Annotated in this window: 17 protein-coding genes; 11 read left to right on the top strand and 6 right to left on the bottom strand. The window is 68.7% G+C overall.

Features of this window, described 5'->3' with window-relative positions; translation table 11 throughout:
• Positions 1-24 precede the first annotated feature (24 nt).
• The 3 genes from HYQ63_RS27020 to ilvA form a co-directional block, all read right to left on the bottom strand.
• Positions 25-888 carry an ABC transporter permease gene (locus tag HYQ63_RS27020; RefSeq protein ID WP_179936494.1) on the bottom strand — a complete coding sequence of 288 codons (864 nt, stop codon included), beginning with the start codon at positions 886-888 and terminating at the stop codon, positions 25-27.
• Entirely contained in the window at positions 888-1,880 is a 993-nt protein-coding gene (locus HYQ63_RS27015) for an ATP-binding cassette domain-containing protein (protein ID WP_179936493.1), read from the bottom strand. The genes HYQ63_RS27020 and HYQ63_RS27015 overlap by 1 nt, the downstream gene beginning before the upstream one ends.
• Positions 1,881-2,103: 223 nt before the next feature.
• Entirely contained in the window at positions 2,104-3,381 is a 1,278-nt protein-coding gene (gene ilvA, locus HYQ63_RS27010) for a threonine ammonia-lyase (protein ID WP_257232164.1), read from the bottom strand.
• 158 nt (positions 3,382-3,539) lie between these two features.
• Here ilvA and HYQ63_RS27005 point away from each other — a divergent pair, with 158 nt between their 5' ends.
• The 3 genes from HYQ63_RS27005 to HYQ63_RS26995 all read left to right on the top strand — a co-directional run bounded on the left by HYQ63_RS27005 (position 3,540) and on the right by HYQ63_RS26995 (position 4,914).
• On the top strand, positions 3,540-4,043 hold the full coding sequence (locus HYQ63_RS27005; RefSeq protein ID WP_179936492.1) for a MarR family winged helix-turn-helix transcriptional regulator: 504 nt from the start codon (positions 3,540-3,542) through the stop codon (positions 4,041-4,043).
• A gap of 107 nt (positions 4,044-4,150) precedes the next feature.
• Positions 4,151-4,666: a sigma factor-like helix-turn-helix DNA-binding protein gene (locus HYQ63_RS27000; RefSeq protein ID WP_179936491.1), complete on the top strand. Its 516-nt coding sequence runs from the start codon at positions 4,151-4,153 to the stop codon at positions 4,664-4,666.
• Positions 4,663-4,914, top strand: coding sequence for a hypothetical protein (locus tag HYQ63_RS26995; RefSeq protein WP_009715431.1), 252 nt, complete (start codon positions 4,663-4,665; stop codon positions 4,912-4,914). Before HYQ63_RS27000 ends, HYQ63_RS26995 begins: the two co-directional genes overlap by 4 nt.
• Before the next feature lie 75 nt (positions 4,915-4,989).
• Here HYQ63_RS26995 and HYQ63_RS26990 read toward each other — a convergent pair whose 3' ends face one another.
• Positions 4,990-6,141: a cystathionine gamma-synthase gene (locus HYQ63_RS26990; RefSeq protein ID WP_179936490.1), complete on the bottom strand. Its 1,152-nt coding sequence runs from the start codon at positions 6,139-6,141 to the stop codon at positions 4,990-4,992.
• Between the two features lie 205 nt (positions 6,142-6,346).
• Between HYQ63_RS26990 and HYQ63_RS26985 the strand changes: the two genes are divergently transcribed.
• From HYQ63_RS26985 to HYQ63_RS26970, 4 genes are all read left to right on the top strand, one after another.
• Positions 6,347-7,444, top strand: a complete 1,098-nt coding sequence (locus tag HYQ63_RS26985) for a hypothetical protein (protein WP_179936489.1) — start codon at positions 6,347-6,349, stop codon at positions 7,442-7,444.
• Between the two features lie 84 nt (positions 7,445-7,528).
• Positions 7,529-8,188 carry a peptide-methionine (S)-S-oxide reductase MsrA gene (gene msrA, locus HYQ63_RS26980; protein ID WP_179936488.1) on the top strand — a complete coding sequence of 220 codons (660 nt, stop codon included), beginning with the start codon at positions 7,529-7,531 and terminating at the stop codon, positions 8,186-8,188.
• A 52-nt stretch (positions 8,189-8,240) separates the two neighbouring features.
• Positions 8,241-8,732, top strand: coding sequence for a GNAT family N-acetyltransferase (locus HYQ63_RS26975; RefSeq protein ID WP_179936487.1), 492 nt, complete (start codon positions 8,241-8,243; stop codon positions 8,730-8,732).
• A gap of 438 nt (positions 8,733-9,170) precedes the next feature.
• Positions 9,171-10,085, top strand: a complete 915-nt coding sequence (locus tag HYQ63_RS26970) for a phosphotransferase enzyme family protein (RefSeq protein WP_179936486.1) — start codon at positions 9,171-9,173, stop codon at positions 10,083-10,085.
• Between the two features lie 6 nt (positions 10,086-10,091).
• Here the strand turns inward: HYQ63_RS26970 and HYQ63_RS26965 are convergent, their stop codons facing one another.
• Positions 10,092-11,462 (bottom strand): sporulation protein, encoded by a 1,371-nt coding sequence (locus tag HYQ63_RS26965; RefSeq protein ID WP_179936485.1) that lies wholly within the window; start codon positions 11,460-11,462, stop codon positions 10,092-10,094.
• Between the two features lie 430 nt (positions 11,463-11,892).
• On the opposite strand from HYQ63_RS26965, the gene HYQ63_RS26960 reads away from it, so the two are divergent.
• From HYQ63_RS26960 to HYQ63_RS26950, 3 genes are all read left to right on the top strand, one after another.
• Positions 11,893-12,219, top strand: a complete 327-nt coding sequence (locus tag HYQ63_RS26960) for a hypothetical protein (protein WP_257232161.1) — start codon at positions 11,893-11,895, stop codon at positions 12,217-12,219.
• Between the two features lie 308 nt (positions 12,220-12,527).
• Positions 12,528-12,839 (top strand): helix-turn-helix domain-containing protein, encoded by a 312-nt coding sequence (locus tag HYQ63_RS26955; protein WP_179936483.1) that lies wholly within the window; start codon positions 12,528-12,530, stop codon positions 12,837-12,839.
• Between the two features lie 182 nt (positions 12,840-13,021).
• Positions 13,022-13,555 carry a hypothetical protein gene (locus HYQ63_RS26950; protein ID WP_179936482.1) on the top strand — a complete coding sequence of 178 codons (534 nt, stop codon included), beginning with the start codon at positions 13,022-13,024 and terminating at the stop codon, positions 13,553-13,555.
• A gap of 303 nt (positions 13,556-13,858) precedes the next feature.
• On the opposite strand, the gene HYQ63_RS26945 is transcribed toward HYQ63_RS26950, so the two are convergent.
• Positions 13,859-14,227, bottom strand: coding sequence for a hypothetical protein (locus HYQ63_RS26945; RefSeq protein ID WP_179936481.1), 369 nt, complete (start codon positions 14,225-14,227; stop codon positions 13,859-13,861).
• A gap of 316 nt (positions 14,228-14,543) precedes the next feature.
• Between HYQ63_RS26945 and HYQ63_RS26940 the strand changes: the two genes are divergently transcribed.
• Positions 14,544-14,744, top strand: a complete 201-nt coding sequence (locus tag HYQ63_RS26940) for an SCO3870 family protein (protein ID WP_179936480.1) — start codon at positions 14,544-14,546, stop codon at positions 14,742-14,744.
• Positions 14,745-14,796 lie beyond the last annotated feature (52 nt).

Genomic DNA, 14,796 nt, shown 5'->3' with positions numbered 1-14,796 from the left:
TATGACTCACCCCGGGACCACCCCTCAGGCGGTCGCCGAGCGGTACTTCCGGACCGACAGCGTCCGGAACACCACGATGATCACCACCGACCACAGGACCGACGCCAGCACCGGATGCTGCATCGGCCAGGCGTCCGAGACCACGCCCTGCGGATTGCCGAACAGCTCCCGGCAGGCCTGCACCGTGGCGCTGAACGGGTTCCAGTCCGCGATGTGCCCCAGGAACTCGGGCATCTTGCTGGACGGCACGAACGCGTTCGAGATGAAGGTCAGCGGGAACAGCCAGATCAGCCCGCCGGACGTCGCGGCCTCGGGGGACCGTACCGTCAGCCCGATCAGCGCGCCGATCCAGGAGAAGGCGTAACCGAGCAGGAGCAGCAGGCCGAAGGCGCCCAGCGCGCTCAGGATTCCGTCGTGCACCCGCCAGCCCACGATGAGCGCGACGATCGCCAGCACGACCAGCGTCAGCGCCGTCTGCACCAGATCCGCGAGCGTACGGCCGGTGAGCACCGCCCCGCGCGCCATCGGCAGGGAGCGGAACCGGTCGATCAGCCCCTTGTGCATGTCATCGGCGATCCCGGCGCCCGCGCCCGCCGTCGCGAAGGTGACGGTCTGCGCGAAGATCCCGCCCATGAGGAACTCGCGGTAGACGTCCGCGTCCGCACTGGCCTGCCCCGGCACCATGATCGCGCCGCCGAATACATAACTGAACAGCACCACGAACATAATGGGCTGAATCAGGCCAAAGATGACCACTTCTGGAATCCGCATCATGCGGATCAAGTTCCGCCGTGCGACCACCAGCGAGTCCCGGACCCCGGCGAGCGGGCCGCCGTGCGGCCGGGGGGCGGTGGCGACGGTGGCGCCGGACTCCTCGACAACAGCCATCACTTGCCTCCCTTGTGCGCGGTACTCTCCAAGCCGTTCTCCGCGCCGCCGTCTTCCGCGCCGTGGCCCGTCAGCGAGATGAAGACGTCGTCGAGCGTCGGGCGGCGCAGCCCGATGTCGTCGATCTCCACTCCCCGGGTGTCCAGTTCACGGATCACCTCGGCGAGCAGCTTTGCCCCGCCGACCACCGGCACGGTGACCTTGCGGGTGTGCTCCTGCACCGTGGTCTCGCCCTTGCCCAGCACCCGCAGCACATGCTCGGTGACCGCGATGTGCTCCCGCTCGTGCACCACGACCTCCACCCGCTCCCCGCCGGTGCGGGCCTTGAGCTGGTCGGAGGTGCCGCGGGCGATGACCTTGCCGCGGTCGATCACGCAGATGTCATGGGCCAGATGGTCGGCCTCCTCCAGATACTGGGTGGTCAGCAGCAGCGTCGTACCGCCGGCCACCAGTTCCTGGATGACCTCCCACAGCGCCTGCCGGTTGCGCGGGTCGAGCCCCGTCGTCGGCTCGTCCATGAACATCACGGGCGGGCTGACGACCAGGGCGGCGGCGAGGTCGAGGCGACGGCGCATACCGCCGGAGTACGTCTTGGCGGTGCGGTCGGCCGCGTCCGCGAGGTGGAACCGCTCCAGCAGCTCGTCCGCGCGGGCCTTCGCCTCGCGCGCGCCCATCTGGTACAGCTGGCCCACCATCCGGAGGTTCTCCCGGCCCGTCAGATACTCGTCGACGGCGGCGAATTGACCGGACAGGCCGATGGACCGGCGGACCTCATTGGGGTTCTTGAGCACGTCCACCCCCGCGACCACCGCCGTCCCGCTGTCCGGGCGCAGCAGCGTGGTCAGCACGCGCACCGCGGTGGTCTTGCCTGCACCGTTGGGGCCGAGCAGTCCGAGCACGGTTCCTTCCGGCACGTCGAGATCGACGCCGTCCAGAGCCCTTACGTCGCCGAAGGTCTTGACCAGGCCCTCGGCATGGATCGCGCCTGGCATGTTGGCACTCCCAGAGTTGGGTGTTCCCGGGTTGAGTCAGGTCCACGAAAGATCGTTTGACGTGACGTGCGGCGAATGTTTCTCGCCACGCATGGACGCGTCCCCTCAATAAAGGCATATGTCCGCCCACAAGGGCAGCGTCGCGACAGCAAGTGGAGAGAATCATAGCGCAGTCGCGATACATCGCGACATACGGGAGTTGACGAATCGCTGACGCGAGCCGTCAGACCATCACCGTGTAACCCGCCCCGTGCAGCGCGTCCCTGACCTCTGCGCAGTGCTCCGGCCCCTTCGTCTCCAGCTGAAGCTCCACCTCCGCCTCGCTGAGCCCCAGCCGCGGATTGATCCGCACATGGCTGATGTCGAGCACATTGGCGTCCACCGCCGACAGCTCCGCCAGCAGCGTCGCCAGCGCCCCCGGCCGGTCGGTGAGCCGCAGCCGCAGCGACAGATAGCGGCCCGCCGCGGCCATGCCGTGCCGCAGGATCCGCTGCATCAGCAGCGGATCCACATTGCCGCCGGACAGCACCGACACCACCGGCCCCTCGAAGGACTCCGGATCCGACAGCACCGCCGCCACCGGGCTCGCCCCCGCCGGCTCCACCACCAGCTTCGCCCGCTCCAGGCACAGCAGCAGCGCGCTGGACAGCTCGTCCTCGCTGACCGTACGGACCTCGTCGACGAGCGCGTTGATGATCCCGAACGGCACGTCGCCCGGCCGCCCCACCTTGATGCCGTCCGCCATCGTCACCGGCGCCTCGACCGACACCGGCTGCCCGGCCGCCAGCGACGGCGGATACGCCGCGGCTCCCGCCGCCTGCACCCCCACCACCCGCACATCCGGCCGCAGCGCCTTCACCGCCACCGCGATCCCGGCCGCGAGGCCGCCCCCGCCGATGCCCACCACGATCGTGCGCACCTCGGGGCACTGCTCCAGGATCTCCAGGCCCACCGTGCCCTGCCCCGCGATGATGTCCGGGTGGTCGAACGGATGGATGAAGACCGCACCCGTCTCCTCCGCGTACCGCTGCGCCGCCCGCATCGTCTCGTCCACGATCTGGCCTTCCAGCCGGACCTCCGCGCCGTAGTCCCGCGTCGCCGCGATCTTCGGCAGCGGCGCGCCCTCGGGCATGAAGACGGTCGAGCGCACCCCCAGCAGCGAGGCCGCGAGCGCGACGCCCTGCGCATGGTTCCCGGCGCTCGCCGCGACCACCCCCGCGGCCCGTTCCTCCGACGTCAGCCGCGCGATCCGCACATAGGCGCCGCGCAGCTTGAACGAGCCCGTACGCTGGAGGTTCTCGCACTTCAGCTGCACCGGGGCGCCGACCAGACCGGTCAGGAAGCGGCTGCCCTCCAGGGCGGTCAGCCGGGAGACCCCCGAGAGCACCTTCTGCGCCTCGCGCACATCGTCCAGGGTGATCGCGAGCGGGGTGGACGATACGGAGCGTGCGGGGCGCGGGGCCGTGCCGGGCCCGTCCTCTCCGCCGGGTCGTGGAGCCATGGCCCCAGTCTCGCAGCTCACGTGGAACACGGCTGGGCCGGGGCGACCAGGGGTTGGCCGGTTGTGGGCAGGTTTCCGCAGCCCCCGTACGGGCCGGGCCGGGGCCGCGTACTCTGTGCCACATCCCACAGACCACCGCATGAAGTGAGCCCTAGGCCATGCCCACCCAATCGGACATGACGACTCAACTCGACACAGGCGTACTGGATTCACTCCAGCACCAGGTCGCGGTCTTCGCCCGCCGCGCGGAGCAGACCCGGCTCGGCGGCGTCGGACAGGCCCGCAACTCGATGGATCGCGCCGCCTACCTGCTGCTCAACCGGCTCGACCAGGAAGGCCCCATGGGGGTCAAGGCCCTCGCCGGAGGCATGGGCATCGACTCGTCCACCGTGACCCGGCAGGTCGCCCCGCTGGTCGACTCCGGCCTGGTCAAGCGCACCTCGCACCCCGAGGACGGGCGCGCCGTCGTCCTTCAGCTCTCCCCACGCGGCAAGGCCCGCCTGGAGGAGGTGCGCTCCTCGCGGCGCGAGCTGATGGCGCAGGTCACGGACGACTGGACGGTGGAGGAGCGCGATATGTTCTGCGATCTGCTCACCCGTTTCAACGTCGCCCTGTCCGCCGCGCACGGCGCGGTGCCGCAGGCGGCGGCACCGGCGTCCTGAGCCACCGCGGCTCCCCTTCGACCTTCGACCGGACTCCCTGCCGACCGAACCCTTGACCGGGCGCCCGTGCCTGCCGTGTCCTTGAGGAACAAAAGGCGGAGGGCGCGGTGCGAGAGCGGCGGGCAGCACGGGACAGCCGCCGGGCCCGGGAATTCGAGGCATTCGTCGCGGGCGCCGGTGGCAGGTTGCTGCACGCGGCCACACTGCTCACGGGGGAACCGACCGGGGACGCCCGGGCCGACACCGAAGCCGCGCAAGCCCTGCTGACCGCCGCGCTCGCGCGCACCTACGCCCGCTGGGACCGGCTGCGCGGCGAGGATCCGTACGACCGCACCCGCCAGGAGCTGGCCGCCCTCTTCGCCCACCGGGCCCGGCGCTACCGCCGCCCGCGCGGCGGCGTGCTGGACCGGCTCACCCCGCGTGAGCGGCTGGTGCTGGTGCTGCGGCTGTACGAGGGGGTCGCGGAGGAGCAGACGGCGGCCACGCTCGGCCTGCCGGTCGAGCGCGTACGGGCCATCTGCACGCGCGCGGTGACCCTGATGCGCACCGCCCCGCCCCGCGCCCCCGGCGCCCCCGGCCCGCCCCCGGTCACCGGTCACCATCCGGCGGGAGCGGCGCGATGAGCTTCCCGGACCGCAAGGAGGACCAGGTCCGGCGGATGCTGGAGGGACCGCACCCGGTGCTGCCGCCGGATCTGGCCGGGCGGGCGGCCGGGCGCGGGCAGCGGATGCTGCGCCGCCGCCGGGCGGCGCGGACCGTCGGCTGGGCGGTGCTGCTCGCCGCGGTCGTCGCGTTCACCGTCTGGGCGGCGGTGGTCCATCCGTGGGCGGGGCCGCCCGCCGACACCACCCCTCCGCTGGAGGGGTGGTGAGGGCTCGGCTGACGGCGCTCGGGCGAGCGTCTGACGCAGGCGCTCAGGCGCTCAGGCGCTCAGGCGCTCAGGCGCTCAGGCGAGGGCCTGGGTCAGATCCCCCAGCAGGTCGTCGATGGACTCGATGCCCACCGACAGCCGTACGAGATCCGCCGGCACCTCCAGCGCCGAACCGGCCGCCGAGGCGTGGGTCATCCGCCCCGGGTGCTCGATCAGCGATTCGACACCGCCCAGCGACTCGCCGAGCGTGAACAGCCGGGCCCGGTTGCAGACCTCGACCGCCGCCTCCTCGCCGCCGGTGACGCGGAACGACACCATGCCGCCGAAGGCCCGCATCTGCTTGGCAGCGATCTCGTGGCCCGCGTGCCCGGGCAGCCCCGGGTAGAAGACCTCGGTCACCTTGGGGTGGGCGACGAGCAGTTCCGCGACGCGCGTGGCGTTCGCGCTGTGCCGGTCCATCCGTACCCCGAGCGTCTTGATGCCGCGCAGCACCAGCCAGGAGTCGAAGGGGGCGGCGACGGCGCCCATCGCGTTCTGGTGGAAGGCGAGTTCGTCGCCGAGGCCCGGGTCGGAGACGATCAGCGCACCGCCGACGACGTCCGAGTGGCCGCCCATGTACTTGGTCGTGGAGTGCACCACGACATCCGCGCCGAGCGCCAGCGGCTGCTGGAGGTAGGGGCTGGCGAAGGTGTTGTCGACGACGAGCCGGGCCCCGGCGTTGCGGGCGATGTCGGCGAGGGCGGCGATGTCGGTGATGCCCAGCAGCGGGTTGCTCGGCGTCTCGACCCAGATCACCTTCGTACGGGGGCGCAGCGCGGCCCGTACCGCCGCCGGGTCGGAGGTGTCGGCGACCGACCACTCCACGCCCCAGCGCTCGACGACCTTGGAGAACAGGCGGAACGTACCGCCGTACGCGTCGTCCGGGATCACCACGTGGTCGCCCGGCACCAGCAGCGTGCGCAGCAGGCAGTCCTCGGCGGCGAGGCCGGAGGCGAAGGCGAGCCCGCGGCGGCCCCCCTCCAGGGCCGCCAGGTTCTCCTCCAGGGCGGTGCGGGTGGGGTTGGCGGAGCGGCTGTACTCATAGCCGCCGCGCAGGCCACCCACCCCGTCCTGCTTGTAGGTGGAGACCTGGTAGATCGGCGGAACAACGGCGCCGGTGAGCGGGTCCGCCTCCTGGCCCGCATGGATGGCGAGCGTCTCGAAGCTGTGGGGGTGCTGGTCGGTCATGGGCCCGAGCGTAACGCGCGGCGGCCGCCTGGAGGATTCCGCGGCGGGCCCGTCCACGATTCAACCGCTACGTCGCAGGATCCCCCTCCGGCCCGTCCCGGGTTTTCCCTCCGGCCCGTCCAGGATTCAACGGCCGTCTTCAATGTCCGCCATGGCGCATAGGCTGGACCACAAGCCGTCACGGGACTTCACACGGGGACACCTCATGGAGCTTCTGATCTTCCTCATCGCCGTCGTCATGATCGGCGGGCTGATCGTGCTGCCCGCACTGCGGCGGAGGCGCGGCGGCCGCGAGGCCCTGAAGGGCGCGATGCGCGCCACGGACCCGGGTGAGTACGGCTTCGTACCGCGCGAACAGCTCGACGTGCGACTGCCCGGCCCCGACCCCCAGCTCATCGAGGCGCTGGAAGAGGTCCAGTCCAGCCAGGACTGGCAGCCCGCCGCCCGGCTGCTCGCGCTCACCGACGTGACCTCCGAACTGCGCTGGCAGCGCGTCCAGACCCTCGCCGGAGCCGCCGCCTTCGCACTCGCCCAGGCCCCGGGCCAGGGCGGGATGTGGCTGCGCACCTGGCGCGTCGCCGCCCCCGAGGACCCGGGCGCGGCCGCCGTGCAGGCGGAGTTCCTGGTCCGGCAGGCGCTGCTCGACCCGTCCTCGCAGGACTTCCGGATGATCCTGGAGGAGGCCCGGGACGTCTGCCACGAGGCCGCGCGGCTGGCCCCGGACGACCCCGTTCCGTACATCATCGAACTCGGCGTCGCCCGCGGTCTCCCCTACCGGCAGGCCGACTTCGAGGAGCTGTGGACCAAGGTCACCGACCGCGCCCCGCACCACATGGGCGCCCACCTCGCCGCCCTCCACTACTGGTGCGAGAAGTGGCACGGCTCCCAGGACCGCGCCGACCGCTTCACCCACGCCGCTGCCGCCTCCGCCCCCGGCAAGAGCCTCCTCCCCGCCCTCCCCCTCTTCGGCGTCTTCGAGCACCTGCCCGAGGTCAACCTCGTCCGCAGCCTGTACCAGAGCGACGTGATCACCAAGGCGGTCGAGGGCGCCCTGTACGCCGTCCGCCAGGCCCCCGCCGACCACCCGGTCCTCCCCCACGTCCGCCACCTCCTGATCTGGTTCCTGGTCCGGTCGGAGCGGTACGCGGACGCCATGGAGCAGCTGCGCCACGTGGACGGCCACGTGGGCGCCGTGCCCTGGTCGTACGGGGCGGACCCGGCAGCCGAGTACGCCGTCTACCGGGCGCTGGCCGTCGCGGGCTGGGAGGGCCGGGGCGGCTCCCCGGCGACCCTGCCGAAGTGAGCGGCCCCACGGAATGCGCACGCGCCCCCGCCCGTTGTAAGGAATAGCCGCCGCATGCCCGTCGTGCCCTGAGGAGCCCACCGGATGCTGTTCAACCGCCACAAGAACCACCTCCCGACCCCCGAGGAGGCGCTGAAGGGCCGTCCCGAACCGGGCTTCCCCGTCCCCGAGCGCCACACCGTCCTCGGCAACCCCCTCACCGGCCCGTACCCGCAGGGCCTGGCCGTCGCCGACTTCGGCCTCGGCTGCTTCTGGGGCGCGGAGCGCGTCTTCTGGCAGGCCCCCGGCGTCTGGACCACCCTGGTCGGCTACCAGGGCGGCCACACCGAGAACCCCACCTACGAAGAGGTGTGCAGCGGCCTCACCGCCCACACCGAGGCCGTCCGCGTCGTCTTCGACCCCGCGGTCACCTCGTACGGCGCGCTCCTGAAGCTCTTCTGGGAGTCCCACGACCCCACCCAGCACTTCCGCCAGGGCAACGACGTCGGCACCCAGTACCGCTCGGCCATCTACACCCACTCCCCCGAGCAGCAGTCCGAAGCCGAGTCCTCCCGCACCGCCTACCAGTCCGTCCTGACCGGCTCCGGCTACGGCGAGATCGCCACCGAAATCCTCCCCGCGGGCCCCTTCTACCCGGCCGAGCCCTACCACCAGCAGTACCTGGACAAGAACCCCGCAGGCTACTGCGGCATCGGCGGCACGGGCGTCTCCTGCCCGATCGGCGTGGCCCCGGCGGATGGCTGAGGCCGCCGAAACTCGATCGAAAAGGCTGAACGCCGTCGCTAGCGTATGACGGGTGGAAATCCGGGCGTTCGAGGAACGTGACTGGCCGCAGGTCTGGCCCATCATCGAGCAGATCGTCCGCAAGGCGGACACCTTCTGCTACGACCCCCTCCAGACGGAGGCGCAGGCGCACGACATGTGGGTGGTACCGCCACCGGGACATGTCGTGGTGGCCGTGGAGGACCAGCGCGTGCTGGGCACCTCGAACATGTACCCCAACCGGCCCGGCCCCGGTTCCCACATCGCCAGCGGCAACTTCATGGTGGCATCCGAGGCGCGCGGCCGGGGCGTCGGCCAAGCCCTGGGCGAGTACCTGCTCAACTGGGCCTCGACCTGCGGTTTCGCGGGCGTGCAGTTCAACGCGGTCGCGGCGTCGAACACCCCCGCCGTCAGACTGTACGAGCGCCTCGGCTTCACCACCATCGGCACCGTGCCGGGCGCCTTTCGCCATCCGGCGCTGGGTCGGGTCGGACTGCACGTCATGTACCACGACCTGGGCGCCTGACCCGCTGCGGTCATCCGGTCGGATGACCGCAGCCCGAAGCCGCGGCGATCGCCCGTCCACTGCCTTCGGTGGCAACGGTGGAGCGACCGTACGACATCGAAATCGAACCCGAGGTAAGAGCATGGCTGGACACTCTGTCGCGCGCCCGCTCCAGCGGTTCGTTGCCCAGTGTCGGTGATCCCCAACGCCCATTGGTTGATCGTGTTGAAGGTGGCGGGGGGCCACGACGGCGACGTCTGCCGGGGGCGCGGTTCGCGGTCATGGCGGCAGTTCACCGCGTGGTGCGCCTCACCTGCAACCTGCGCGTCCTCAACGTCGCCTCCGCTCATCTCGTGCCAGTCGCCTGGCCCTGGGTACGGTCCTGACGATGTTTGCTGCGCGCTGCCGTGTGTCTGAGCGGTGCGCGGTTCGTCGCGATCAGAGGGAGTAGGTGCGGGCATGCCGTCTGCCGGTGCTCAGGGGGCAGGGTTCACGTCGGCGGCGGCTGCCCGTGTGATGGCCGCTGCCTGCCGACAAGCGCGCCTCGAGAGTGACGGCGCGAAGCTGATCCGCTTCGGTGAGAACGCGCTCTTCCGGCTGGCGTCGCACCCTGTGATCGTGCGAGTGGCCCGGACAGCGGACTACCTGCCCTCGGTGCGGAACGAGGTCAAGGTGTCGCGCTGGTTGGCGCAGGAACGGTTCCCGGCCGCACGTGTCGTAGAGGATCTGGAACAGCCACTGATGGTGGATGGCTTCCCGGTGACCTTCTGGCATCTGATTCGGGAAGCTGATCGCAAAGCGACCTACGGAGAGTTGGGGACGGTCCTTCGGGAACTCCACTCGTTGCATCGGCCGGAGAGTCTCGACCTTCCGGGGTACGACGCCTTCGGACGGTCTGATCTGCGCATCGATAAGGTACGCGGAATTCCGGATGATGACCGCACGTTCCTGCGCAAGAGAGGCAGGGAGTTGCGTGAACGACTGGCAAGTCTCCGTTTCGAGTTACCCAAGGGGCCTGTGCATGGGGACGCACACGGGGACAATCTCATGGTCGACCAGAGGGGGAATGCTATATTGATCGATTTCGAGAACTTTTGCTACGACCACCCGGAATGGGACCTGATGGTCACGGCAACAGAATATGACAGCATGGGCTGGGCAAGCGACTCCGACTACGCGGCTTTTGTCGACGCGTACGCCTGGGATCTGCGGCAATGGCCGGGATTTGCAACGCTGCGGGCGATCCAAGAGTTCAAGATGACCACATGGCTCATGCAGAACGTCAACGAAAGTGCTGACGTGGCAGACGAGTACGCTCGGCGAATCGCTTCACTCCGCGACGACGACGCACCTCGCAACTGGCAACCGGGCTGACGGCGTTCATTCGCCACCCGTGGAGGTCATCGCTTGCCGGACTCGCTCATTGAACTGTCGAACGATCGAGATCCCCGCAAAAGGAGAGATCTCACGCTGGAAGTTCTCGACATAACACTGGAACCGGGCGGATTGAAGCGCCTCAGCGGCCTCTACGGCCTGCGTAGCCGTCGCGACCGCCTCTTCGAGGTCACCGTTGAGCAGTTGGCTCTGGGCCAGGACCATGCGCACGAAGCCCAAGGTACGGGCGTACTTGGGGTCAGTGAGCGCCACGGCGCGCTCTGCGAGGCGTACGGCTTCTGAACCTCGCTTGAGGTCGCGGAAGCAGTGACAGAACTCGCCCACTAGCTCCGCTTCGTCCATGTAGGAAAGCCACTTGGGATCGTCAGCGGCATCTACTCGCTCAAAGGACTTCTCCGCCTCGTTCATCGCGCGGACGGCACCTGTGTAGTCCTGGGCAGTTGACAGCGCTCGCGCCTCATGGGCGAGGAACAGGGCCATACCGCGTGGCGTGGAGTCGCCCTTTCCGCCTTCAACCGCTGCTCTGGCAAGCTGTACGGCGCGGGGCGCCTGCCCTAGGTAGTTGGCCTGGTGACTGAGGTTGGCGAGTACACATGCGCCCAGCATCCGGTCGCCAGCGGCTTGGGCCAGACGGAGAGCCGAGAGCAAGTACCTGTTCGCCACGGCGTGATATCCACTGTCGTACGCGCTCCATCCAAGCACCGACAAGGATTCGGCTGCTGCACCGAACAACGCCCTGCCGACTTCGGGGGTGAAATTTCCCTTGAGCAGTGGAATGACTTCGTGCTGGAAGTAGTGCCGAAGCGTCGCGTGCCCGTGACCCCCACCGTACGAGAAGTCCAATTGGGTGAAGGTGTCGGTGACAATGCGCATCGCGGCTACGTCCTTCATGCCGACGCGACGAGTGGCCACAGAATCGCTGAACAGATCATCCGGACGGGAAACCAACCATGCGAATACGGCAGAATTGACGTCGCTCTCCGATAACAGGGAAGCATCCGTCTGCCTGTCGTCGGGGATGAGCCGGGCGATGCTGTTCAGCATCGTCAAAGCTTCGGACAGGGATGTGTCGTAACCCGTGCCGGTCCTCGGCACCTCAGGCGACGCCTCCACAAAGCCCAGATCTGACAGCGTGAGCTTGCGGCGCAACTTCTCACCGAGCGCTTCGGCTACAAATGCAGCCGTCTGAGGCCGGATGCCGCCACCTTGCAGCCAACGCTGCACCGCAACATGGCTTGTCCTGATGTCCGCGCCGCACCTCTGCCCCGCATCACGAACTCGTCGGGCGAGACCCTTGTTCGATACTCCGGCTTCGGCCATCAACGCAGCCAACCGGTGGTTCGGCTCTCTGCTCATCTGTGCTGTCGTCCTGACGCCGCGCTAGGTGTTGCAGATCACAGCAGTTTAGACCTGGGGGTTCATGCACGAACCCCCTTTACGAACTCCACGAACCCACCCGTGTGCATGTGAACCTCCTCGCGAACGCTGCCTTTCGTCCCGAGACGGTCGTTGACTGTCGCGAACGGAAAGACCCCGGCGGCGCGTGCGGCACCCCGGGGCATGGCCAAACCTGAGGAAAGCAGGTCGACATGCGGCACTGTATCGGCAGGATCTTCGAACGGGCGTGGAAAGCACTTCGGCCCGGCCCGGGGCAGCGTGGAACAGTCGAGACCAACCTCCCGGCCGACTGCGGCGAGGCTCCTACACTTCGGCTTCCGATCGTGCGTCCAGGCGCTCTCCCTCGGGTGGAGCTGCTGTGCGCTCCACACGGGATGGTCGTGATCCGGTGAGCACCCAACCGCGTCTGTTGCCATGGAATGGGCCCGCCGGGAAGCCGTGTTACCTGGTCCCCAGCGAGGACGGCAAGGGATATCTGTCCCGGCTCGCCGACGAGATGGAAGCCGTGCAGCTCCGCATGGGCACCGGGCTCCTTGGCCACGCCGACGCACTGCTCGGCAACCCCAAGGCGGAAGCCGGAGAGCTTCGCTTCCTCGCGAACCGCCTGGTCGAGGCCCTACGCGACGCGCTGAGGGTGGCGGACAGCCGTGGCAGGCGCATCCCTCTCCCCGATGAGGACGCCCGACCGACTCAACCGAGGGGAGCATGGGGATGAGGCCGGACCGTCGCGCTCAGTCCGAGTGGCGCATCGAGACCGCTCCGGTGGGGCTGCGCGTACGCCGTGAGGGAGACCAGCTCGCCCTGACGCTTCGAGTCGTCCGACTCGGGCAGCCCATGGCCCTCGCCCCGCTGATTCTGACGCTGGACGAGTCGGAGCAGCTCCACGCGGGCCTGTGCTTCGCGCTCGGCCCGGAACCTGCGCGAGCAGACGCGCCTGAGTGCCGGAGGTCAGTTCGCTATCCCGGCGGGCGAGAGCGGTACTAGTGTCGGCTCGGGGTCCCGCGGGACGTTCGAGGAATCGCCGTGAGCAGGGGTGCTCACGCCTCACGGACGATCCCCGAGAAGCATCGAACCGATCCGGTGTACGTCGAGGCCGGCGCCGCGATCGCCCTGGGGCAGGCTGTGTACGACCGTCGAGCATCGCTGGGAATCGACCAGGCGTCGTTCGCCGAGCGGACCGGGCTGTCCACGGAGGACATCGACCGCATTGAGGGAGGTGGCGCAGCGCCTGCGCCACCTCTCCTCCGCGTTCTGGCCAGGGTCCTGGACGCAACGCTGGACATGTCGATCGGCGCCGACGAAGTCCACGTCTCATTCGTGCCGCACGCCATATGACACCGTCACCAACGCCCGAGCCCCCCCGCCGGATGTCTCGGCGACGCCGCACGCGCTGCTCACCGGAGCGGATCGCCCGCCAGTTGAAGTCTCGCGGCCTCTCTACGTTCGGGCGACGTGAACAGTCCCGGCCAATCCCAGCGGAGAAGGGGTACTGACATCCCTGCTTGCCGATACTTGGGATGACTCTGGTGGTGCGCGTACGGGGGGCGTCATTGGACGGGAACACTTTGGTGGCGGTATGTGCCACCGTCATCGCTCTGGTCTCGCTCGCCGTCTCCGTGCACGAGAGCCGAGCCGCACGTCGCCACAACCGCCTCTCGGTGCGCCCGCTCCTCCAGTTCCAGCAAACGTGGCAGCCCGGGAAGAGGTCCGGGCTGAAGCTCACCAACTCCGGGCTGGGGCCAGCCGTGATCGTCAGGACGGTCCTGTCCGTGGACGGCAATAGCCTGGGCGAGTACAACAAGCCCAACGTGGACGTCATCCGCGACATGCTGCCCTTCCGCCCGACGGTGATCACTTTCGCGGAGAAGGGGTTTACGCGGACGGACTTCGACGCGTACTTGCTGAGTGTTCCTGTCTACGATCCGGAGTCTCATGGAGCGTTCAAGGAAATGCTGACTCAACGCGTCTCGTTGGAGATCTGGTACGAGTCTCTCTATGGAGGCGAGGGCTACAAGGTCACCGTCAAACCCGGTGAAGTCCTGAATCATTGATGGGCCTGATCATCATGGGCCGCGATCTGTTCGAGCGGACCCTGTTTCGCTGCGCGTCGGGGTCCCTATGCGCGCGCGACGGTCGTGCGGCGCCGGTAGTAGTGCAGCGTCACCGTGCCCGGCAGCGGACCCCATGCGGGGACCGGGAGATAGCAGGCAGTGAGGAGCCAGGATGTGCAGCCCCGCCGCCGCGCCCCCTCCGACGCGGACCACCAGGAGCCGACGAAGGTCCGGCCCGCTATGGACGGATGCGTGAGGTGGAGGAGGAGCGGTGCGACCGCGGCCCGTCTGCGGGTCTGTGGGTCAGGCGTCCGTGTGGAACTTGTCGATGTCCCAGTGCTGGTTGCCCCGTTCGGTGAAGACCAGGACGTTCAGCCGACCGTTGTTGAAGTTGTAATTGCAGGTCTTGGACTTGTTCTTGCCGCCCACCTTGCACACGTAGACGTTGTCCGAGGCGGGCCCGAAGAGGCTGACGGCGAAGGTGCGGCCGTCCTTCTTGAGGTCCTTGACCGTGATGTTGTCGGTGGCCGAGTTGTACGACAGGGAGCCCTGGGCGTACCGCTGGTTCGTGTCGGCCCAGCTCGTGCCCGCACCGATCGTCAGGACGAGGCCGAGGGAAGCGGCGGCGGAAACGGGAGCGGCGATCAGCGCCCGGCGTATGGACTTGTGCATGCGTGTTGCTCTCTCTGTTTGGCATGACCACAAAGCAGTGATCTCTCAGGCACAGATGCTAGGGGCGCGGCTCAACTCGACTGTGTAGAGGGTGCTTTGATGGAGCGTCGGATGACGCTGCTGGGCCCCGGAGCCCTGGCTCAGACCCCTGACGAGACCTGGACCGGTAGATCTTCTTCCGTGACGCGAGTGCAACTTGTGGATGCGGAATGGGAGTTGGCGCTTGGTCGACCGTCCACAACCCTTCCGGCAGTGACATCGCCATGCATGTACTCTCGGCGTTGATCAATCGTCTCGTGGCTTGGAGGAAGCACCAATGACGAAGACCCCGTTCGTCGCCATGTCCGCCGCTACCGCGGCGCTTGGGACTGCGCTTGGTTTCCTCGCGTCCCAGCTGCGCGCAGAGGGCTACGAGCAGTACGTCGAATCCGTAGCCACCTTCAGCGTCCTGATGTACGTCACCGCAGCTCTGGTTGTGGTGGCATGGGTCCGAGACGGTCGGCCGCACGCGGACTGAGTTCTTCGCGGACAATGCTTCCCCGGGCCCATTGCCCGGCGTCCGGCCCCGG

It is taken from the genome of Streptomyces sp. Rer75 (assembly GCF_013414305.1).
Lineage (GTDB): Bacteria > Actinomycetota > Actinomycetes > Streptomycetales > Streptomycetaceae > Streptomyces > Streptomyces himastatinicus.
Note: the sequence above shows the minus strand (reverse complement) of the source record. Positions and strands in the feature narration are given on the sequence as shown.

Excerpts from the sequence above, each read along its gene's own strand:
- HYQ63_RS27020 (WP_179936494.1), bottom strand. The coding sequence starts at position 888 with ATGGCTGTTGTCGAGGAGTCCGGCGCCACCGTCGCCACCGCCCCCCGG.
- HYQ63_RS27015 (WP_179936493.1), bottom strand. The coding sequence starts at position 1,880 with ATGCCAGGCGCGATCCATGCCGAGGGCCTGGTCAAGACCTTCGGCGAC.
- ilvA (WP_257232164.1), bottom strand. The coding sequence starts at position 3,381 with ATGGCTCCACGACCCGGCGGAGAGGACGGGCCCGGCACGGCCCCGCGC.
- HYQ63_RS27005 (WP_179936492.1), top strand. The coding sequence starts at position 3,540 with ATGCCCACCCAATCGGACATGACGACTCAACTCGACACAGGCGTACTG.
- HYQ63_RS26995 (WP_009715431.1), top strand. The coding sequence starts at position 4,663 with ATGAGCTTCCCGGACCGCAAGGAGGACCAGGTCCGGCGGATGCTGGAG.
- HYQ63_RS26990 (WP_179936490.1), bottom strand. The coding sequence starts at position 6,141 with ATGACCGACCAGCACCCCCACAGCTTCGAGACGCTCGCCATCCATGCG.
- HYQ63_RS26985 (WP_179936489.1), top strand. The coding sequence starts at position 6,347 with ATGGAGCTTCTGATCTTCCTCATCGCCGTCGTCATGATCGGCGGGCTG.
- msrA (WP_179936488.1), top strand. The coding sequence starts at position 7,529 with ATGCTGTTCAACCGCCACAAGAACCACCTCCCGACCCCCGAGGAGGCG.
- HYQ63_RS26970 (WP_179936486.1), top strand. The coding sequence starts at position 9,171 with ATGCCGTCTGCCGGTGCTCAGGGGGCAGGGTTCACGTCGGCGGCGGCT.
- HYQ63_RS26965 (WP_179936485.1), bottom strand. The coding sequence starts at position 11,462 with ATGAGCAGAGAGCCGAACCACCGGTTGGCTGCGTTGATGGCCGAAGCC.
- HYQ63_RS26950 (WP_179936482.1), top strand. The coding sequence starts at position 13,022 with ATGACTCTGGTGGTGCGCGTACGGGGGGCGTCATTGGACGGGAACACT.
- HYQ63_RS26945 (WP_179936481.1), bottom strand. The coding sequence starts at position 14,227 with ATGCACAAGTCCATACGCCGGGCGCTGATCGCCGCTCCCGTTTCCGCC.
- HYQ63_RS26940 (WP_179936480.1), top strand. The coding sequence starts at position 14,544 with ATGACGAAGACCCCGTTCGTCGCCATGTCCGCCGCTACCGCGGCGCTT.